Annotated in this window: 15 protein-coding genes and 1 pseudogene; 8 read left to right on the top strand and 8 right to left on the bottom strand. The window is 71.1% G+C overall.

What is annotated here, in order from left to right; translation table 11 throughout:
• Window positions 1–38 precede the first annotated feature (38 nt).
• The 4 genes from ACWF79_RS29840 (at window position 39) to ACWF79_RS29825 (ending at window position 6,417) form a co-directional block, all read left to right on the top strand.
• Window positions 39–4,013: a thioester reductase domain-containing protein gene (locus ACWF79_RS29840; RefSeq protein WP_453731277.1), complete on the top strand. Its 3,975-nt coding sequence runs from the start codon at window positions 39–41 to the stop codon at window positions 4,011–4,013.
• 10 nt (window positions 4,014–4,023) lie between these two features.
• On the top strand, window positions 4,024–4,476 hold the full coding sequence (locus ACWF79_RS29835; RefSeq protein ID WP_453731276.1) for a YybH family protein: 453 nt from the start codon (window positions 4,024–4,026) through the stop codon (window positions 4,474–4,476).
• Window positions 4,477–4,613: 137 nt separating this feature from the next.
• Window positions 4,614–5,150: a flavin reductase family protein gene (locus tag ACWF79_RS29830; RefSeq protein ID WP_453731275.1), complete on the top strand. Its 537-nt coding sequence runs from the start codon at window positions 4,614–4,616 to the stop codon at window positions 5,148–5,150.
• 502 nt (window positions 5,151–5,652) lie between these two features.
• The gene (locus ACWF79_RS29825; RefSeq protein ID WP_453731274.1) at window positions 5,653–6,417 is read left to right on the top strand and encodes a glucose 1-dehydrogenase; all 765 of its coding nucleotides are present in this window, start codon (window positions 5,653–5,655) and stop codon (window positions 6,415–6,417) included.
• Between the two features lie 152 nt (window positions 6,418–6,569).
• Here the strand turns inward: ACWF79_RS29825 and ACWF79_RS29820 are convergent, their stop codons facing one another.
• Entirely contained in the window at window positions 6,570–7,424 is an 855-nt protein-coding gene (locus ACWF79_RS29820) for a ScbA/BarX family gamma-butyrolactone biosynthesis protein (RefSeq protein WP_453731273.1), read from the bottom strand.
• Window positions 7,425–7,592: 168 nt separating this feature from the next.
• On the opposite strand from ACWF79_RS29820, the gene ACWF79_RS29815 reads away from it, so the two are divergent.
• From ACWF79_RS29815 to ACWF79_RS29800, 4 genes are all read left to right on the top strand, one after another.
• Entirely contained in the window at window positions 7,593–8,258 is a 666-nt protein-coding gene (locus tag ACWF79_RS29815; protein ID WP_453731278.1) for a ScbR family autoregulator-binding transcription factor, read from the top strand.
• A gap of 461 nt (window positions 8,259–8,719) precedes the next feature.
• Window positions 8,720–9,574: an AfsR/SARP family transcriptional regulator gene (locus tag ACWF79_RS29810; protein ID WP_453731272.1), complete on the top strand. Its 855-nt coding sequence runs from the start codon at window positions 8,720–8,722 to the stop codon at window positions 9,572–9,574.
• A 284-nt stretch (window positions 9,575–9,858) separates the two neighbouring features.
• Entirely contained in the window at window positions 9,859–11,109 is a 1,251-nt protein-coding gene (locus ACWF79_RS29805) for a globin domain-containing protein (RefSeq protein ID WP_453731271.1), read from the top strand.
• Between the two features lie 60 nt (window positions 11,110–11,169).
• Entirely contained in the window at window positions 11,170–11,802 is a 633-nt protein-coding gene (locus ACWF79_RS29800; RefSeq protein WP_453731270.1) for a pyridoxamine 5'-phosphate oxidase family protein, read from the top strand.
• A 69-nt stretch (window positions 11,803–11,871) separates the two neighbouring features.
• On the opposite strand, the gene ACWF79_RS29795 is transcribed toward ACWF79_RS29800, so the two are convergent.
• The 7 genes and pseudogenes from ACWF79_RS29795 to ACWF79_RS29765 all read right to left on the bottom strand — a co-directional run.
• Window positions 11,872–13,077: a cytochrome P450 gene (locus ACWF79_RS29795; RefSeq protein WP_453731269.1), complete on the bottom strand. Its 1,206-nt coding sequence runs from the start codon at window positions 13,075–13,077 to the stop codon at window positions 11,872–11,874.
• Window positions 13,077–13,643, bottom strand: a complete 567-nt coding sequence (locus ACWF79_RS29790; RefSeq protein ID WP_453731268.1) for a cupin domain-containing protein — start codon at window positions 13,641–13,643, stop codon at window positions 13,077–13,079. Before ACWF79_RS29790 ends, ACWF79_RS29795 begins: the two co-directional genes overlap by 1 nt.
• 20 nt (window positions 13,644–13,663) lie before the next feature.
• Entirely contained in the window at window positions 13,664–14,716 is a 1,053-nt protein-coding gene (locus ACWF79_RS29785; RefSeq protein WP_453731267.1) for a type III polyketide synthase, read from the bottom strand.
• A gap of 136 nt (window positions 14,717–14,852) precedes the next feature.
• A complete protein-coding gene (locus ACWF79_RS29780; protein WP_453731266.1) occupies window positions 14,853–15,635 on the bottom strand; it encodes a thioesterase II family protein in 783 nt (260 codons plus the stop codon).
• The gene (locus ACWF79_RS29775) at window positions 15,628–16,353 is read right to left on the bottom strand and encodes a 4'-phosphopantetheinyl transferase family protein (protein WP_453731265.1); all 726 of its coding nucleotides are present in this window, start codon (window positions 16,351–16,353) and stop codon (window positions 15,628–15,630) included. Before ACWF79_RS29775 ends, ACWF79_RS29780 begins: the two co-directional genes overlap by 8 nt.
• Complete coding sequence (locus ACWF79_RS29770; protein WP_453731264.1) at window positions 16,350–17,201, bottom strand: metallophosphoesterase family protein; 852 nt, start codon at window positions 17,199–17,201, stop codon at window positions 16,350–16,352. The genes ACWF79_RS29775 and ACWF79_RS29770 overlap by 4 nt, the downstream gene beginning before the upstream one ends.
• Window positions 17,198–19,210: pseudogene (locus tag ACWF79_RS29765) on the bottom strand (SpnB-like Rossmann fold domain-containing protein); the annotation flags it as partial. The gene ACWF79_RS29770 and the pseudogene ACWF79_RS29765, both read right to left, overlap by 4 nt.
• Window positions 19,211–19,346: the final 136 nt, after the last annotated feature.

The raw sequence follows: 19,346 nt of genomic DNA, 5'->3' as shown, positions 1-19,346 counted from the left end.
CCATCATCGAAGCCGGACCCGACGGAGTCCTCTCCGCCATGGTCCAAAACACCACCGACAACACCACCGCCATCCCGCTCCTGCGGCGCGACCGCCCCGAACCCGACACCCTCGTCACGGCACTCGCCCAGCTCCACACCACCACCACGGTCGATTGGCAGACCTACCTCGCCGGCACCGGCGCCAAGCAGGTCGACCTACCGACCTACGCCTTCCAGCACCAGCGCTACTGGCTCGACACCCCCACCACCAAGGGCGACGCAACCGACCTGGGCCTCACCGACACCGGCCACCCCCTCCTCGGCGCGGCAGTGGCGATCGCCGACCGCGACGAGCACATCTTCACCAGCCGCCTCTCCCTCCACACCCACCCGTGGCTCGCCGACCACACCATCGAGGGGACGACCGTCCTCTCCGGCGGAGCGCTGGTGGAACTGGCGATCCGAGCGGGCGACGAGCTCGCAGCCACCGTGCTCGACGAACTCGAACTCGCGGCGCCCCTCACCATCCCGGCCCACGGCGGCATCCAGCTCCAGGTTCGTGTCGGCGCCCCCGACGCGACGAACCGCCGCTCCCTCACCGTCCACGCCCGACCCGACGACACGACCGACGCCCCGTGGACCCTCCACGCCCAAGGCCACGTCGCCGCCGGTGGCGGCGGGGTCGGATCGTGGAGTGCACGGTCAGGGGATGGCACCGGTGCCGAGGTGGTCCTCGCCCCGGAGCGTACGGGTGACGCGCCGCGCTTCGGACTGCACCCAGCGCTGCTGGACGCGGCCCTCGCCGGACACGGGCTGCCCGAACAAGACGGACACGTCTGGATCCCGACCGCATGGCAGGGCGTACGCCTGCACGCCACCGGTGCCACAACCGTACGAGCCCACGTCACCCCCACCGGAGGCGACAACACCGTCTCCGTCGTGCTGACCGACCAGACCGGTCAGCCCGTCCTGACCGTCGACTCCCTGACCTACCAGGCCGCATCCACAGAGAAGTTCCGCAACCCTGTGGCAGGGCACCTCGACGCCCTCTTCCACCTCGACTGGCTTCCGACCGCGCTGCCTCAGCCGGCAGCACAACCCACCTGGGGTGTCCTCAGCCACGAGCCCACGCCTGAGCGGGCCGCCTACTCCCACGCCGAGCACTTCACCGACGTCGAAGCCGTCGCCAAGGCAGTGGAAACGGGCACCGAACTCGACGCCGTCCTGCTCCCCTGCCCGCCGGCCACACCCGAAACGGACGTCATCGCGGCCACGCACAACGTCACGCGACGGACGCTGGCCGTCGTACAGGAGTGGCTGGCGGACGAGCGCCTGGCCCGGACCCCGCTGGTTGTGATCACCCACGGCGCCATGTCCACCTCCGACACCGGCACCGGCACCGGCACCGCCTCCACCGTCACGGGCCTCGCCGGCAGCGCCGTGTGGGGGCTCCTCCGCTCGGCCCAGTCGGAGAACCCCGGCCGCATCGTCCTCGCCGACCTCGACGACGACGCCGCCTCGTTCGAGGCCCTGGGCGCGCTGCTCTCCGCCGAGGAAGCCCAGGCCGCCGTCCGACGCGGGAAGGCCTTCGTCCCCCGCCTGCGGCGCCTCACGGAGCCCAGGCCCGAGATAGGATCCGCCACCCCGACGACCCCCTGGGCCGACGGCGACGGAACCGTCCTCATCACCGGCGGTACCGGCTCCCTGGGCGCCCTCTTCGCCCGCCACCTCGTCACCCACCACGGCACCAAGCACCTCCTCCTCACCAGCCGCAGCGGCCCCAACGCCCCTGGCGCCACCCAACTCCGCGACGAGCTCATCGCTCTCGGTGCCGCGCACGTCACCATCGCCGCCGTCGACACCACCGACCGCGACGCCCTCGCCACCGCACTCGACTCCCTCTCCACCAACCACCCCGGCCACCCCCTCACCGCCGTCATCCACGCAGCGGGCGTCCTGGACGACGGTCTCGTCTCCTCGCTCACGCCCGAGCGGCTGGCAGCGGTCCTGCGGCCCAAGGTGGACGCCGCGTGGCATCTGCACGAGCTGACCCGGACCATCCCCACGGTCTCCGCGTTCGTGCTGTTCTCGTCCCTCGCCGGCATCATCGGCGGCCCCGGCCAGTCCAACTACGCGGCCGCCAACGTCTTCCTCGACGCCCTCGCCGAGCACCGCGCCGCTCAGGGGCTGCCCGCGACCTCCGTGGCCTGGGGGCTGTGGGCGCAGGCCACCGGCATGACCGGTCAGCTGGGCGAGGCCGATCTCCAGCGCATGGCCAAGGCCGGCTTCCGGCCCGTCGAGTCCGACCAGGGCCCCGCTCTGCTCGACACCGCCCTGCGGCTGGGCCGGGCCACGACCGTGGTCACGCCCTTGGACATCGCTGCCCTGCGCGCCCAGCCGGGCAGGCCGCCCGCGGTGCTCGGCGCCCTGGTCCGTACTCCGTACCGCCGCAAGGCCCGCAACACCGACACCGGTACGGGATCGGCCTCGGCGGCCGAGTTCGTGGCGGCGCTGCCGGCCGACAAACAGCTGCCGTTCGTCCGCGACCGGCTGCTGGCGGAGATCGCGGAGGTGCTCGGCCATCCCGACACGAGCCGTATCGACGCCGACCAGGCGTTCGGGTCCCTCGGCTTCGACTCGCTCACCTCGGTGGAACTGCGCAACCAGCTCAGCGAGTTCACGGGCAGCAGGCTGCCGGCGACCCTGGTCTTCGACCATCCCGATCCGGCCTCCCTGGCGGCGTACCTCCACGCGGAGCTGCTGGCGCAGCTGGAGCCCGGGACCGGGCAGGACGAACCGGCGACGCCCGAGACGCGGAAGGTGGACTTCTCGGCCGAGATCCACCTCGACCCGGTCATTCGCCCGGAGGGCGGTGACCGAGCGCCCGAAGAGCCCGGGGACATCCTCCTGACGGGCGCCAGTGGCTTCCTCGGCGCGTTCCTCCTGCGCGACCTGCTGCGTACGACGCGGGCCACGGTCCACTGCCTTGTGCGCGGATCCGACGAGGCGCAGGCGTGGCAGCGGCTGCGCGAGAACCTGGAGTGGTACCGGGTGTGGGACGAGATGGAGGGCGAGTCGGAGCGGATCAAGGTCCTCGTCGGTGACTTGTCGCTGCCGCGACTGGGCCTCGGCGAGGACGTGTTCGACGACCTGGCACGTACGGTCGACGTCGTCTACCACAACGGCGCCACCGTCCACTGGCTGCGGCCGTACGCGGACCTGAAGGCGGCCAACGTGCAGGGCACGCAGGAGGTGTTGCGGCTGGCTGCGCGGCACCGCACCGTGCCGGTCCACTATGTGTCGACGGTCGGCGTCTTCGCCGGCGGCGCGGCGCACGGCGGGCCGACGAAGGTCACCGACCCGACCGGCCCCGGTGAGGCTCTGCCCAGCGGGTACACGCAGAGCAAGTGGGTGGCCGAGCAGATCATCGGGCTGGCGAGGGAACGGGGTCTGCCCGTGTCCATCTACCGCGTGGACGTGGTCTCCGGTGACCAGCGCAACGGTGCCTGCCAGACGCGTGACTTCGTCTGGCTGAGCCTCAAGGGGCTGCTGCAGGCGGGGGCGGTTCCGGACGTGGACGGCGGGCGGTTCCACATGCTGCCGGTCGACTACGTCAGCGCGGCCGTCGTGAACCTTTCCCAGCGAGCGGACGCGGCAGGCCGCGCCCAGCACGGGGACACGGCCGGCCGTACCTTCCACCTCTACAACAGGAGTTCGCTGAGCCTGCGTACCTGCGCGACGTACCTGCGCTCCCTCGGCTACGAGCTGGCGGAGAAGGACCACGCGTCATGGAGCGAGGCGGTTCGGGCCGACCGGGAGAACGTGATGACTCCGCTGCTGCACGCCTTCGACATCATGATCTCGGACACGGACGCCTTCTACCCGCCGTTCGACACCAGCGAGACCGACGCGGCCCTCGAAGGAACCGGCATCGAGTGCCCGGAACTGACGGAGGAACTCTTCCGGAAGTACGTCGCCTTCTTCGTCGAGGTCGGCCACTTCGAGCCGGCGCCGCAGCTGGTCGAGGCCTGAGGAAGACACCATGACCATCACCCAGAGTGAAGCCCTGCGGTTGATGTCCCGTATGGAAGGCGATGTCGCACGGGCGATGGCGGAGGGCGACGCTGCTGCCCTGACGGCGGGCTTCGCGCCCGACGCCCTGCTCTTCGCGGATCAGCGCAGCGGGCCGATCGTCGGGCGCGAGGCCATCGCCGCGCACTTCGGCTCGCTCCTGGACGAGGTACGGGCCATGGGCGGAACGCTCACGTGGCGGGCGGTGGGCGAGCCGCACGTGAGCGTCCACGGCGACCTCCTCCTCGACTCCGGCATCGCGGTGACGACGGTGACGCTGCCCGACGGCACGGTGCACGAGGAGCACACGAACGAGCTTGTCGTGTGGAGGCTCATCGAGGGCGAGTGGCTGATCGTCCGCCAGATGAGCAACAGGGCGTCGCCCCCGGAGCCCGCCCATGGACAACCCGCGCCCGCCCACTAGCGACCCACGGCAACCCACGACAACCCACGACAACCCACGGCCAGAGATACCTCCTGGGCACCTGATTACCTCGTGGTGAGCGACCGCAGGTGCCCCCACCCCTATGTTCGTCTCATGAATCTCCTGAAGGGTTCGGCATGAGCTCCGTGTCCACCGAGGAAACAATCGACCGAATCCCCATGGGTGAGCCGTCGTCGTTGCGCGAGACGATGTCACGCTTCATCACCGGCGTGATCGTCCTGAGCGTCGGCGGCGACCATATCCACGGCATGACGGCCAATGCGTTCAGTTCGGTGTCCCTGGATCCGCCGACCGTGCTGTGCTGCGTGTCTCACAGCGCGGTGATGCACAAGGCGATTCTGGCCGAGCGCCGCTTCGGCGTCTCCGTACTGGGCGCGGAGCAGGAGAAGTTGGCGCGCTACTTCGCCGACAAGAACCGGCCGCTGGGACCCGAGCAGTTCCGCGACCTCGACTGGGAGCCGGGTACGTACACCCGGGCACCGCTGCTGCGGGGCGCCATGGGCTGGCTGGAGTGCGAGCTCACCGAGGTGCACGACTCCGGCGACCATTCCATATTCCTCGGGAATGTGGTCGCCGCCGGCAATGGTTCGGAAACGTCCGGGCTGCTCTTCTTCAACGGAGCGTTCCAACAGGTAAGTGCCGTAGCCAAATAGTGGGAGCATGGGAAGTGGTCACGCTATGGGAAAGGGAATCGGCGAGAGCCCGGAACGGCTCGGAGGAGACGGAACGGAGAGGGCGGAGGGGACGGAGAAGGCACAGGGGGCAGACGGAGAAACTGGCGTCTGGCCGCACTTCGTCGGACGCAGCTTCGTCCAGGCGCTGAACGAGGGCCTGAGCCGATCGTCCACGCCGCCCAGCCGTCCTACGACAGCCGCGAGCCCCGCGCAACCAGTCCCCATGAGCAAGCAGTTGGCCGACCGGTTCGGCGTCACCACGGTGACCCCGGTGATCCGGTCGCTCAAGGCCGCCCTTCCCCGTTCGTCGGCACGGCGGCCCGGGACGACCCTGGCCGCACCACCCCTGCACGGTCTCGAACTCCGGCCGGAAACCGAGGAGATCGCGGCACGACCGCCAACAACGCACCCCCGCAATGCAGGTGGCCCGACGCGATCAACCCCCAACCTCCGCCCGTACGCGCGTTCTAGACTGCACCCCATGAACAGTGGCCTCCTCCCCGGAAAAGTCGTCCTCGTCACCGGCGCCAGCAGCGGTATCGGCGCGGCAGCAGCGCAGGTGTTCGCGCAGGAGGGTGCGACCGTCGTGCTGGCCGCCCGAAGAGAGGAGCGGCTGGCAGAGCTGGTCGCCGCCCTGCGGGACAAGGGGGCCGAGGCCTCCTATGTCGTCACGGACGTGTCGGTGGCCCAGGACGCCGCCCGGGCGGTGGACTTCACGGTGTCCACGTACGGGCGCCTTGACGCGGCCTTCAACAACGCGGGGATCGGCGGCGACCGCACTCCGCTGCACCTGATGTCGGACGACGTGTACGACTCGATCATGGACGCGAACGTCCGGGGGCTGTGGAACTGCCTCCGGTACGAGATCGCCGCGATGCTGGAGCACGGTGCGGGAAGCATCGTGAACAACAGCAGTGTGGGCGGGCTGGTGGCGATCCCGACCGCCGCGCCCTACGTCGCCTCCAAGCACGCGGTCGTGGGCTTCACCCGGGCGGCCGCGGACGAGTACGCGAAGCAGGGCATCAGGGTGAACGCGGTGGCTCCAGGGACGACGCGCAGCGAGATCACGGCGGACTGGTTCGGCCGCAACCCGGGGCTGGAGGACATGGTCAACTCGATGACCCCGCAGGGCCGTACCGCCGAGCCGGAGGAGATCGCGGCCGCGGCGGCCTGGCTGCTGAGCGACCGCTGCCCGTTCCTCACCGGCACGGTGCTGCCGGTGGACGGCGGGTTCGTCAACCAGTGACACGCACGGCGGGGTGGGCGGGCGAAACGCCCTACCCACCCCGCCGTAGCACGCCTCTCCCGGCGCACCGGACGCCACACGGCACACCGCATTCGCCATGCGCGCTGCGCCCTGCGCCCTGCGCCCTGCGCCAGAGGCCATGACCCAGCGGTCTACTGAGCAGTACCACTCAAGTCGACCCTGAACACCCTCTGGCCGCCCTGTAACCCGGTGACCCGCACGGTGAGGCGGCCGGAGGCGGGGAACGGGATCAGCTCGGCCTCCAGCCAGCAGGGCTCGTCGAACTCGACGTACCGTTCGTAGCTGGTGGCGAGATCGGTGGGTACGAAATGCGCCGGGGCGGCCGCGGCGTGCGCGGCCTGGTGGGCGGCCTCCATCAGGACGAGGCCGGGGACATGGTCGACCGGGTGGTCGTAGAGCAGGGTGTTGCCGATGTCGTTGCGCAGCTGCCAGCGGCCGGGACGGTCGCCGGCGGCGAGGAGGACGTCGACCGGATCGGTACGGCCGACCGTGTGCGGCTCGACGGGTGCCGGCACGAGCCAGTTCCCCCAGTCGACGGTCACGTGCTCGCCCCGCAGGCGCCGGTAGGCGGCCGGCGACACCCATCCGAACTCGGAGTCGGCGCGGGCGACGGTGATGCCGTCCTGACGTATGTGCATGTCCATGCGCAGGGCGCTGGCGCCGCGACCGTTTCGTCGCGTCTCGGTGACCCGGACCTCGACATCGAGGGCGGCGGGCTCGACGGGCGAGACCCGGAACTCGGGGTGGACGGTGTAGTTGAAGTCCCACAGCAGCGTCTGGTGGGACAGCGGAATGCCGTATTCGGCATGGACGATGAGAAGGCCGCTCTGCCGGATGGTCTGGGTGAGGACGCGCGGGTCGTAGGGGCCCTCGACCGCCGGTGCGGGCCATTGGGTGGTCAGTGTGTAGAAGGAGTCGTCGTGGCGGGTCCATCCCGTGACGACGACGGATGACTCGTGGTGGAGGTGCACGTATTCCTTCGGCACCCCCCTTGTGCCTCGTGGCGTTTTCGTATGTGCGTACGCGGTTGCCTCAGACACGGTTCCCCCATGGATGTGGCGACGATTGGACAGGTGATCGTCCGCAACGCTGATAAGATACCGGCTCTCCGGTCTTTTTCAAGAGACGTCAAAATCAAGACAAAACCACTTGACATGGGTGATGAGTTGGCAAGACAGGAACCGAAGCAGGAACGGGCGATCCGCACGCGCAGGATCTTCCTGGAGGCCGCCGCCCACGTCTTCAACGAGCACGGGTACGACGCCGCGTCCATCGCCGCGATCGTCGAGCGGGCAAGCCTCACGCGCGGCGCTCTGTACTTCCATTTCACGTCGAAGGAGGAGCTGGCGCGCGGCGTGTTGGCCGAGGCGGTCACCGCCGATGGGGTCCAGCCGCAGACCTTCAAGCTCCAGGAGTGGGTGGACCTGGGCCTGGTGCTCGCCCACCGGCTGCCCCGGGAACCGCTGCTCAGCGCCTCGGTGCGGCTGTCCGTCGACCCCCAGGCGCGCGCGCTGTTCGGCACGCGCTGGCCGGACTGGGTCGAGCTGGGTTCCGGCATTCTGGGCGAGGCCAAGGAGCGGGGCGAGTTGCTCGCCCACGTCGACCCGGCCACGACGGCCCGACTGGCCGTCGGCGCATGGACGGGGGTTCAGTTGCTGACGGAGTCGATGCCCGACTGCCAGGACCTGTCCGTCGAAATCGCGAACCTCTTCGACCACCTCCTGCCGAGCATCGCCGTACCGGGCGTGCTGGGACGACTGGACACCTCCCCGGACCGGGCCGTGCGCCTCCTCAAAGAGGCACGCGGCCTCGAAAACTGAATCGCCGGTATGTTTACGCAGACCTAACACGGCCTGATCGCCGGAACATCGCCGGCGAGAGCAACCTCACTGACCTGCACAGTTCGCCAGTCATCCCAGGTGGCAGGGCATCCGAGGGCCGTCAGGGCTCCCCAAAAACCCCTATACAAAGAACCGGATGAATGGTTTCTTTGTATCGAGATAGTTGTTCGGCGCCAGGACCGTACGAACTACGGGCCCCTGCCGCCGCTCGTCCGCGCACAAGGGGGAGCCATGGAATCCGACTTCGGTCAGCAACCTCAGGTCTCAGCCGAGGCCTCCTGGCCTCCGTCCCGGTGCGGCCGTACCGGGACGTGACCGTCGCGGGGCCACCCGTCGCATCGCAAGACGAAGCAACCCACAGGCAGTTCGACGGCCACCGACCCGTCGAGCCTGCCGGGGATGTCCTCCGATCGACTCGCGCGCGGACGCGCGGAACAGGAGTGTGCGCAGTGCAGTTCAACCTCATCGGTCCATTCGAGATCATCACCGATGACGGCAGGGAATACGCACCGAATGCACCGAAGATCTGTCAGATGCTCGCCCTGCTGGCACTGCAGCCCGGTGAGGCGGCCGCCACGGACTCGCTCATCCTGGAACTGTGGGGAGGCAACCCTCCGCGCAGCGCCCTGCGCACGTTGCAGACCCACGTCTACCACGCGCGCAAGATGCTCGTGGACGAGAACGCCGTCGCCCCTGGCCGTAACCTCCTGGTCACCAGGGCACCCGGTTACGCGATCCAGCTGCGCGAGGACGAGGTCGACGTGAGCATCTTCGAACGCCATGTCCGGGACGCGCAGGCCGACTTCACCGACGGCGCCTACGAGCGGGCCTCCGAGAGGCTGCAGCGCGCCCTGGCCCTGTGGCGCGGCCCGGTGCTGAGCAACGTCCCGGTCGGGTGCGTGCTCGCCGGCCGGATCGCGCGCGTGGAGGAGCTGCGGATACGCGCTCTGGAGCTGCGCATAGAGACCGAGAGCCGGCTCGGGAGGCAGCGCGAACTCCTCCCCGACCTGCGGACACTGGTCAACGACTACCCGCTGCACGAGTGGTTCCACGGCCAGCTCATCGCGACCCTGCACCAGGCGGGCCGTCGCGGCGAGGCCCTGCAGGCGTACCGGGACCTGCACCGCATCCTCAACGACGAACTGGGCCTTGAGCCCTCGGAGGACCTGCAACGCCTCCAGTCCGAGATCCTCCACGCCGCCGCAGGCGAGGTCCCCCTCCCCCTGCGCCGCCGCGACGACAGAACGACGCGCTCAGCCGTGGCCCCCCTCTGGGCAACCGCCGTCGCCAGCTGACGCCCGGCGCGTAGCAGCAACAGCCTGAAGACCTCACGGCACCTCCCCCGCCGCCCATGGCGTACGGGGGAGTCTTTGGCTACTTCTGAGTCACCTCGGTGATCGGGTAGCGTCCGGAGCTGCCAAGTCCGCTTCCGTGCCGCCGCCCCGTCTTGAGGACCTATGTCTGCCAGAGAAGTCCCCGCCCGTGCTGCCCGCCGGGCGCGCCGCTCCATCGACCTGGCCGCCCCGCGGTCCGCCCGGTTCGGGCCGTCTCGAATACCGGACGGTGGAGCTCTGGTTGCATGAGATTTCGGATCAGACGCCAAGAAAGCCCGCCGCCCGAGGTCCCGCGGTCGGAGGATCCGACAGGACCCGCCGCCGAGGCCGTGCACCCCGGCAAGCCAGAGGTCGTCGAGGCGCCCCTGTCGGACCGCGAGATAGAGCTCATCCGCGCCTCCGTCTCGGTCGTCGAACCTCTCGCCGCGGACATGACGGTCTATTTCTACGCGATCCTCTTCACCCGCTATCCCGAGGTGCGGCCGATGTTCCCGCCGGGGATGGACGCCCAACGCGACCGTCTGCTGCGCGCGCTGCTGCGCATCGTCGACCTGGTCGACGATCCGGAGAAACTGGTCCGCTTCTGCGGACATCTTGGGCGGGACCACCGTAAATTCGGCACTCTCGCCGCCCACTTCCCCGCCGTGGGCGAGTGCCTCCTCGCCTCCCTCGCCCGCTACGCAGGCCCGGCCTGGACCCAGGACATCGCCGCCGCGTGGACCAAGGCGTACGGAGCGGTCGCCGGCGCCATGATCGCCGCTGCCGAGGAGGACGCGACGTCACGGCCGGCCCTCTGGCCCGCCACGATCGTGCACCTCGCCCGGCGCGGGCCCGGCATCGCCGAGGTCACCCTGCAGCCCCACACGCCGTACGAGTACGCCGCCGGTCAGTACGCCAGCATCGAGACCCCCTGGCATCCCAAGCAGTGGCGCTACTACTCCCCCGCCAACGCGCCCCGCGAGGACGGCACCCTCACCTTCCACGTACGGGCGGTGCCCGGTGGCTCGGTCAGCCAGGCGCTGGTGCACCGGGCCGCGGTGGGCGACGTGGTCCACCTCGGCGCGCCGATGGGCGACATGGTGCTGGACGCCGCCGTCCACGGCGACCTGCTCTGCGTGGCGGGCGGGACCGGTCTCGCCCCCATCCGCGCGCTGATCGAAGAGGTCGCCCGACGCGGTGGCCGGCACCAGGTGAACCTCTTCCTCGGCGCGCGAACCGGTGCCGAGCTGTACGGAGTGGACGACATGCTGCGCATGGCGCAGCGGCACCACTGGCTGACGGTCAGGGGCGCCGTCTCGGACGAGTACATCCCCGGGATCCGGGGGTCTCTGCCGGAGGTCCTGGCCGAGTACGGACCGTGGTACCAGCACGACGTCTTCCTCAGCGGTCCGGCCGCCATGGTCACCTCGGCCACGGAGACGCTCACACTCACCGGCACGTCGCCGGAGCGCATCCACTACGACCCGTTCGACACCCCGGTCCTGGCGACCTCCTGAACACGGCCGTAGAGCACCGCCCCCCAGCCTCTCTCCCTCCCTGCCAGGAGACCACACACCGTGACCTACCCCCCAAGGCCCTTCGGATCAGCGGGCGAACACCGCCTGCAGCAGCAGCTGGGCACCTCCGACCGCGCCCACAGGTTCTACGACCAGCAGGTGCGCCCCTGCCTCACACCGCAGATGCGGGACTTCATCGGCCGCCAGTCCATGGTCTTTCTGGCCACCTCCGACGCGCGGGGGGAGTGCGACGCCAGCTTCCGGGCCGGCCCGCCGGGTTTCGTCCACGTGATCGACGAACACACCCTGGCCTACCCGGAGTTCCGGGGCAACGGCGTGCTCGCCAGCGCCGGCAACATCACGGAGAACCCTCACCTGGGCATGCTGTTCGTGGACTTCACCGACGACCGCATCGGCCTCCACGTCAACGGCGTCGCGAGCCTCTGCACCGACACCGACCTCCGCGCGCGCCACCCCGACCTGCCGTCCGACGTCGCACCGGGGCGCGACCCCGAGCTGTGGGTGCACCTGAGCGTCGAGGAGGCCTACATCCACTGCTCCAAGTACATCCCCCGCCTCACCCCCGCCCCCACCGTCCCCACCCCCACCCGCCCCAAGGACGCCCAATACTTCACGGGCCCCCGCCACGCGGCCCACCCCACCCCGACCGAACCGACGACGCCCCACCCGTGACCCTGCTCCAGCGGCGCCTCGACCGCGGCCTCACAGCACCAGGGGTGGCCGGTCGATCCGCTTGCCGCTCTACCAGGTGACCGGCAGTGCCACCGGTCCTCGGACGAGTACGTCCTTCTGCCAGGCCACGTCGGCGGGATCGAGGGCCAACCGCAGCTCGGGGAGGCGTGTGGTGAGGGTGGTCAGGAGCAGTTCGGCTTCCATGCGGGCCAGCAGGGGTGCCAGGCAGTGGTGGGGGCCGTAGCCGAAGGCCAGGTGTGGGGGGCCGCTGCGGTCGATGTCGATCCGGTGTGGCTCGGGGTAGTACCGGTCGTCCCAGTTCGCCGCCACGTAGGAGACGTAGACGGCCTCGCCGCGGCCGATCAGGACGCCCCCCACCTCCACGTCCTCGGTGGCGATGCGGGCCTGTCCCACGCCGTGCTTGTGAGGGATCCAGCGCAGCAGTTCCTCCACGGCCGCCGGTACGGCATGCGGGTCGGACCGCAGTCGGCTCCTCAGGCTGTCGTCGGTGAGCAGGAGGTAGACCATGTTGGAGGTGTGGTTGCGTACGGCGTGCCAGCCGTTGATCGCCATCAGCATGACCAGGGCGAGGAGTTCCTCTTCCTCGATCCTCCCGCTCTCGGCCGCGGCCTGCAGTTGGCTGATGAGGTCGTCCTGCGGCTGGAGCCGGCGTTCGCGGGCCAGGTCGCGGAAGTAGACGCGTACTTCTTCCTTGGCCCGCCGGGCCCGCTCGACCCCCGCTTCGTCCTTCGCCCGGGTCAGCACGGTGTCCGCCCACGTGCGCAGGCGCGGCCTGTCGCCCTCCGGCACACCCAGCAGAGCTCCGATGACATGCATGGGAAAGGGAGAGGTCACGTACCGGACGAGGTCGGCGGGCGGTCCGGCCGCGACCAGGGCGTCGATGAGGTCGTCGAGCACGGCTTGGGCGCGGGGACGCAGGGCCGCGATGCCGAAGCCGTTGAACGCCGAGGAGACCACGGAGCGGACGCGGGTGTGATCGGGCGGGTCGACGAAGCTGACCGCGCGGTCCAGCGGGACGAGGTACCTGTTCATGCTGGGCAGCGGCCGGCCGACGATGTCGCGACTGAACCGGGGGTCGGAGGTGACGAACCGGACGGCGTCATGCCGTGTCGCCAGCCAGCACTCCCCAGGCGCCCCGTGCGGCAGCCGGATCCGGATGACCGGTTCGGCCTGCAGCGCCTCGCGGAGGAAGGGGTCGAAGTCGAGTGCGGCCAAGTCCGACACCTCGTACAGGGGGGCGGTTCCGTCCTGCATCACTGGCTCCTCGCCGGCTGGTCGTGGCGCAGCGGTGTGAGCTGCTCGATGTCGTGGCGGCGGCGCAGTGCGGCGATGGCGCCGTGGTCCACCGGCCCGTCGGCGGACAGGATCGTCAGGAGTTCCTCGAAGTAGCGCTCGTGGTCCGGGGGTGGGGACGACTGGAAGAACATCCGGGCCGGGGCGCCGGTGGGGTTGGCGAAGGCGTGCGGGCAGCCGGGCGGGACCAGGATGACCGTGCCGGGCGTGGCGCGGACCACCCGCTCACCCTTCGGTGACTGCCATCCCCGCCAACCGTCCGGGGTGCGCACACGCGGCTCGAAGGCGAGAACGTCGAGTTCGCCCTCGAGGACGTAGAACAACTCCTCGCTGCGCGCGTGGACGTGGGCGCCGACGTCGAAGCCCGGTGGTACGAGCACCTCGAAGCTCGACGCGAAGCGCGACTGCGCGCCGGTCACTTTGAACGTCACATGCTGGGCGGCGGCGCGAAGGGTCCGGCCTTCGCCGGGGGGCACGATCAGGCCGCTGTCCGCCGGTGGCGGGGCGGCGTGGGAGTAGTCGGTCATCGGGTCTGCTTCCGGAAGGGTCACGGCGTGCGGCTCCAGCGGCCCAGCGTCATCTCGGCCGTGATGCCCGGGCCGAACCCGGCCAGGAGGCCGGGCGCCTGGTCGGCGGCGCCCCCCTCGTCGAACAGCCGACGGAGCGCGTCCAGTACGACGGCGCTCGCGATGTTCCCGTACTCGGTGAGCGTGGCCCGGCTGTGCCGGAACGCCTCCGGCTTGACGTCGAGGAAGGTGCCCAGGTCGTCGAGAATCCGCGGCCCGCCGGCATGCACGACGTAGAAGTCGAGGTCGGAGGCGTCCCAGCCGTGCCGGTCGGCGAGGCTGCGCAGCGCGGGGGCGAGCGGCTCCATGGTGCCCGGCACCCGCTTGTCCAGCAGGAAGTGGAAGCCGGTCGCCCGTACGTCGTACGCGATCCAGTCCTCCGTGCCGGGGACGAGGTACGAGCCGTTGCGCTCCAGGCGGATGCCCTGGCCACCGGTCCCGCGGACGACCGCGGCGGCCACACCGTCGCCGAACAGACCGTTGGACAGCAGCGATCCGATGCCGATGTCGGTGGGCTGGTAGCACAGAGAGCAGAACTCGCATGCCACGATCAGCGCGTTCGCCCCCGGGTAGGCCGTGCAGAAGTCGTGCGCCCGGTTGATCGCCGCCCCGCCCGCCGCGCAGCCCAGCTGAGCGATCGGTAACTGCCGGGTATGGGACGGGAATCCCATCGTGTTGATCAGCCAGGCGGTGAGCGAAGGCATCATGAACCCGGTGCAGGACACATAGATGATCACATCGATGTCCGCGGCCCGCAGTTCGCCGTCCTCCAGCGCGCGCCGCACGACCCGCGGCACACGGGCCTTCGCCTCGGCCGCGTACAGCCTGTTGCGTGCCTCGAAGCCGGGGTGCGCGAGCGTCTCGTCGACCGGCTGCACAAGATGCCGGGTGCGCACCCCGGTGTTCTCGATCAGGCGTAGCGCGAGGCCCAGTTGGGGATGGCCGGCATGCAGCGTGCGTGCGAGCTCGAGCGTCTCCTCCATGGTGATGACGTACTCCGGAACCGACACGGCCGGCCGACACAAGGTCGCCATGCGACACCCCTACCCCAACGGCACGAGCGTGCCTCCGTTGACCCGGACAGCTCCTTAACGATCATCAATCGTCCAGGTCACCCGTTCGGCCCCGGGGCGCCATCGCCGTGTCCGGGGCCGGGCGGTCCTCGGGGCCTCAGCCGGTGGTGCCGACCTCGGACAGGCGGAAGCCGTCGAGTTCCGCGACCAGGGCGGCGGTCACCGGGCCGGGCTGTTCGTTGAGGTAGAAGTGACCGCCGGGGAAGGTCCGGATGTCGAACGAGGACGTGGTGTGCTCGGCCCAGCGCTCCGCCTCCTCCCGGGTCACCTGCGGGTCGGCGTCGCCGGTGAAGATCCGGATGGGGCAGCGGAGTTCCGGACCCTCCCTGTACTCGTAGGTCTCCACCGCGGTGTAGTCGGCCCGGAGCGAAGGCAGCGCCATCCGCAGGATGTCCTCGTCGACCAGCAGGGCCGGGTCGGTGCCGTTCAGTTTCTGGATCTCGGCGATGAGGCCCGCGTCGTCCCGCAGGTGGACGGACTCGTGGCGCACCGTCCGGGGGGCGCGGCGGCCGGAGAGGACCAGGCCCAACGGTTCCGCGCCCGGGACGGCCGCGAGGCGTCGGGCGGTCTCGAAGGCGAGGATGGCGCCCATGCTGTGTCCGAAGAAGACCGTCGGACGGCCGGCGAGGGGCCGCAGTGCCTGTGTGATCCCGTCCACCAGCCCGTCGACGCTCTCGATGCACGGCTCGTTCCTGCGGTCCTGCCGTCCCGGGTACTGCAGGGACAGCACGTCGACGCGGGGCGACAGCGCGCCGGCGAGCGGGCGGAAGTAGCTGGCCGATCCGCCCGCGTGGGGGAAGCAGACGAGGGTGAGATCGCTGCCGGGTGCCGGATGGTGCCGTACGAGCCAGCGGTCGTCCAGCGGGGGGAGCTCAGGCATGGGTTTCTTCCGTTTCTCTTGCTGCGAGTTCTCTTGCTTCATGGACGACTTGAGCGGGGGCTTCACGCGCCGGGACGTGGACCGCGGTCACGACGAAGTGCTCGTCGGCCGCCCACCTGCCGCTGAACGCGGTCAGTGTGCGGCCGTCCACCACGGGACCGGGTACGAGCAGGCTCGCGCCGAACCGTCCGTCCGCGGTGAAGCCGATCCGGGCCTCGTCGAAGTCGAGCCGGCGCCCGGCCAGGGGGAACCACGCCTTGTACACGGACTCCTTCGCGCTGAACAGCAGCCGGTCCCAGCTGATGCCGGGCCTGTCGCGGCGCAGGTTCCCGAGATGGGCGCGCTCCTCCGGCAGGGCGATGGCCTCCAACACACCGTCGGGCAGCGGTGCGTGCGGCTCGGCGTCGATGCCGACGGCGCGCACGTCCTCGCGCCGGGCCACCGCGGCGGCCCGGAAGCCGGCGCAGTGGGTGAGGCTGCCGACGACCCCGTCCGGCCAGCACGGCTCCCCCCGTGGCCCGGAGGGGATCGGCGCCGGTGGGATGCCGAGGCCCTCCAGGGCCAGCCGGGCACAGTGCCGGCCTGCGGCGAACTCCGCCCGTCGGGACTCGACGGAGTTCGCGACGATCGCCGCCTCGGCGGGGAAGAGCGCCTCGGGCCCGGGGTCGTGGTCCAGTGTCGCCCAGGACGCCGCCGGCGGCAGGACGGCCCCGATCACCTGTCCTCCCCCCGGACGCGCAGGACGTCCCGCAGCACCCCGCGGGGCAGCCCGCGCTTGCGGTACTCGCGCGGGTAGCCGATGGAGACCTCGTCGAACCGGACCCCGTCATGGAACGTCGTCCGCGGGATGTGCAGATGCCCGTAGACCACCGCCGCCGCGCGGTAGCGCGTGTGCCAGTCGGCGGTGAGCCGGGTTCCGCACCACTGGGCGAACTCCTGGTGGCGCAGCAGCTCGGTGTCCTTCCGGACCAGGGGGAAGTGGTTGACCAGGACGGTCGGCAGGGCCGGGTCGACGGCGTCGAGCCGCGCCCGGGTCTGCGCGACCCGCGCCCTGCACCATGCGTCCGCGGACGGGTACGGATCGGGTGACAGCAGGAACTCGTCGGAGCACACCACACCCGTCTCGTACGCCGCGGCCAGGGACTCCTCCTTGGTCAGGCCGTCCGCCCGGAACGAGTAGTCGTAGAGCACGAACAGCGGTGCCACGACCACCGGACCGCCGGCCCCCGTCCACACCGCGTACGGGTCCTCGGGGGTCAGTACGCCGAGCCGCCGGCAGACCTCCACCAGGTAGCGGTAGCGCTCGTCACCACGCAGCTGGACGGCGTCGTCCCGTGGGGTCCACAGCTCGTGGTTGCCGGGCACCCAGATCACCTGGGCGAACCGGTCGCGCAGCAGGCCGAGGGCCCATTCGATGTCTGCGGCACTCTCGCCGACGTCGCCCGCCACCAGGAGCCAGTCGTCGGGGGAGGTGGGGACGATCCGTTCTTCCAGGAGGGCGCGGTTCTCCGGGTAGGCGATGTGCAGGTCGGAGACGGCCAGCAGACGGCCGGTCGAGGACGTCATCGGCCGACGACCTCCCGCAGCCAACCGTCGACCGCGGCGGCCGTGGTGGCGCAGTCGCCACTCAGCAGCGAGAAATGATCGCCCGGGACCTCCGCCTCATGGGTCGCGTGCTCCCAGCCACGGGCGGCGGGGTCCCCGGGCCGCCGGTCCGACGCCGCCGCGCGCAGCAGCAGCGTCGGTGCCGTCGCCGGTCCGGGTTCCCAGTCGGCGAACACACGGAGGTAGCCCCCCATGGTGATCATCCGGGCGTCGTCGGGCGCCAGGAAGGCGTCCTCGGAGTCGACGAGCCTGCCCGCGAGGACGGACAGACTGTGGCGGTTCTCGGCGCGCGCGAACGTGTCCAGGAGCACCACGGCCGCCACGCCCACGCCCAGCGAGCCGAGTTCACCGGCCACCGCGTGCGCGATCCAGCCGCCCGAGGAGTGCCCCAGCAGGACGGGGGCGGTCCCGCCCGAGGCCTCGGCGACGGCCCGCGCCTGGGCGCTCACCAGGGCCTGCCAGGTGCGCGGCAGCACCGGTTCGCCGGTGAACCCCGGGTGCGGAAGGACGGTCAGACCCCTGTCTCCGTTCCAGGCGGCGCCGAGCGCGAGGTACTCGTGCGGTCCCGACGCCGCTCCCAGGGAGGGGAACGCGAAGACGTCGGAAGCCGCCTGCTCCTGCGCCAGCCTGACCGGTTGCGGCCACGGGGTGGCGTCGTCGCGGGAGCCGAAGTCCGGCAGCAGCCGGGAGGCCGACATCAGCACGTCGACGGCTTCCTCGGTCCGGCCCTGCTCGTACGCGGTACGGAACAGCCGGACGAAGGTGTCGGCCGTCGGGCGCGCCGTGGGCTCGCCGTCGGCGGTCCGCCCGTCGAGGAGTTCGCCGAGGTGCGCGGCGAGCCGGGTCACCGACGGATGGTCGAAGACCGTCACGGGCGGCAGTTCGAGGCCGGTGGCCTCGGCCAGCCGGCGGGCCAGCTGGAGGGCGGCCACCGACTGGAAGCCGGCTTCGGTGAACGACCGGTCCACCGCCAGGGCGTCGGCGGACGGGTACCCGAGGGCCGTGGCGGCGTGCGCCCGGACCAGGTCGAGCAGGGTGGCCGCGCGCTGGTCCGCCGACAGCCCGGCGAGCCGGTCGCGCAGCGGGGCCGTGGCGCCCGTGGCCGCGGTCTCGTTGGCGGCCCGGCGCGGCTGCGCGGGGATCAGGGTGCCCAGCAGTGCGGGGACTTCCGCGCCGGAGGACCGCAGGGCGCGGCCGTCCGGGCGGGCGCCGACGAGGACCGCGCCGTTCCTGGCGGCGGAGAGGAGCCGTTCGTCCGCCGGGCCCTGGTGCGCGGTCAGCCCGAGCGGTACCCCACCCTGGTCGGGGCCCCAGCCGATGAGGGCGGTCGGCAGGCCGGCCGCCTGCCGCTGCCGGGTCAGGGCGGTGAGGAACGCGCCGAGGACGGCGGTGTACTCGTCCGTTCCGCCCAGGACGCCCCCGACCGAGGTGACGAACAGCAGGTCCTGACCGGCCGCTTCGGAGCCGGGACGGGCCGGGGCGCAGAGGTCGAGCACGGCGTCGATCTCGGCCGCCAGCGCGTCGTCGGAGGCTGCCTCCGGCCGGTCCGCGCCGGTGATCCGTACGGTCGTGTCCGGCGCGGCGGGGAGGTCGGCGCCGTCGGGCCGCTCGGCCCTCACCAGGCGGCGGGCGCTCGCCACTCCGTCCCTGAGCGCGAGATCCGGTTCTCCGGTGGTGAGCGCCTGCGGAAGTGTCTTGCGGCTCGCGTCGCTGTCGTCGAGGTCCACCAGGACGACGCGGCCCGGGTGTGCGGCCTGGACGGCCCGTACCAGCCCTCGTACGGCTGCGCCGACCGGGTCGGCCACCTGGTCCTCGGCGGTGACGGCTTCCGCGTTCCGGGTGGCCACCACGAGCAGGGAGTCCGCGCAGCGGTCCTCGGCCAGCCAGTTGTGGAGCAGTTTCCGTGCGCGGGCGACCGCGGCCAGCACGGTCCGGCCGCTGACCGGCTCCGCCGGGGGCACGTGTTCGGCGAGGACGACGCCGGGCAGCCCGGGTCCCTGCGCGGTCACGGCGAGCAGGGCCGGCAGGTCCGGGTACGCGGCGGCGCCGAGGCCGGCGTGCTCCCAGTCCCGGGACCGGTGGGCTCCGGCGTCGAGAGCGCCGAGG

This window comes from Streptomyces sp. NPDC054975 (assembly GCF_053609105.1).
Note: the sequence above shows the minus strand (reverse complement) of the source record. Positions and strands in the feature narration are given on the sequence as shown.

What these genes read in the sequence shown, in the direction of transcription:
- ACWF79_RS29830 (WP_453731275.1), top strand. Translation starts at nt 4,614, where the DNA reads ATGAGCTCCGTGTCCACCGAGGAAACAATCGACCGAATCCCCATGGGT.
- ACWF79_RS29780 (WP_453731266.1), bottom strand. Translation starts at nt 15,635, where the DNA reads ATGCCTGAGCTCCCCCCGCTGGACGACCGCTGGCTCGTACGGCACCAT.
- ACWF79_RS29825 (WP_453731274.1), top strand. Translation starts at nt 5,653, where the DNA reads ATGAACAGTGGCCTCCTCCCCGGAAAAGTCGTCCTCGTCACCGGCGCC.
- ACWF79_RS29770 (WP_453731264.1), bottom strand. Translation starts at nt 17,201, where the DNA reads ATGACGTCCTCGACCGGCCGTCTGCTGGCCGTCTCCGACCTGCACATC.
- ACWF79_RS29805 (WP_453731271.1), top strand. Translation starts at nt 9,859, where the DNA reads ATGAGATTTCGGATCAGACGCCAAGAAAGCCCGCCGCCCGAGGTCCCG.
- ACWF79_RS29840 (WP_453731277.1), top strand. Translation starts at nt 39, where the DNA reads ATGGTCCAAAACACCACCGACAACACCACCGCCATCCCGCTCCTGCGG.
- ACWF79_RS29815 (WP_453731278.1), top strand. Translation starts at nt 7,593, where the DNA reads ATGGGTGATGAGTTGGCAAGACAGGAACCGAAGCAGGAACGGGCGATC.
- ACWF79_RS29835 (WP_453731276.1), top strand. Translation starts at nt 4,024, where the DNA reads ATGACCATCACCCAGAGTGAAGCCCTGCGGTTGATGTCCCGTATGGAA.
- ACWF79_RS29790 (WP_453731268.1), bottom strand. Translation starts at nt 13,643, where the DNA reads ATGACCGACTACTCCCACGCCGCCCCGCCACCGGCGGACAGCGGCCTG.
- ACWF79_RS29795 (WP_453731269.1), bottom strand. Translation starts at nt 13,077, where the DNA reads ATGCAGGACGGAACCGCCCCCCTGTACGAGGTGTCGGACTTGGCCGCA.
- ACWF79_RS29785 (WP_453731267.1), bottom strand. Translation starts at nt 14,716, where the DNA reads ATGGCGACCTTGTGTCGGCCGGCCGTGTCGGTTCCGGAGTACGTCATC.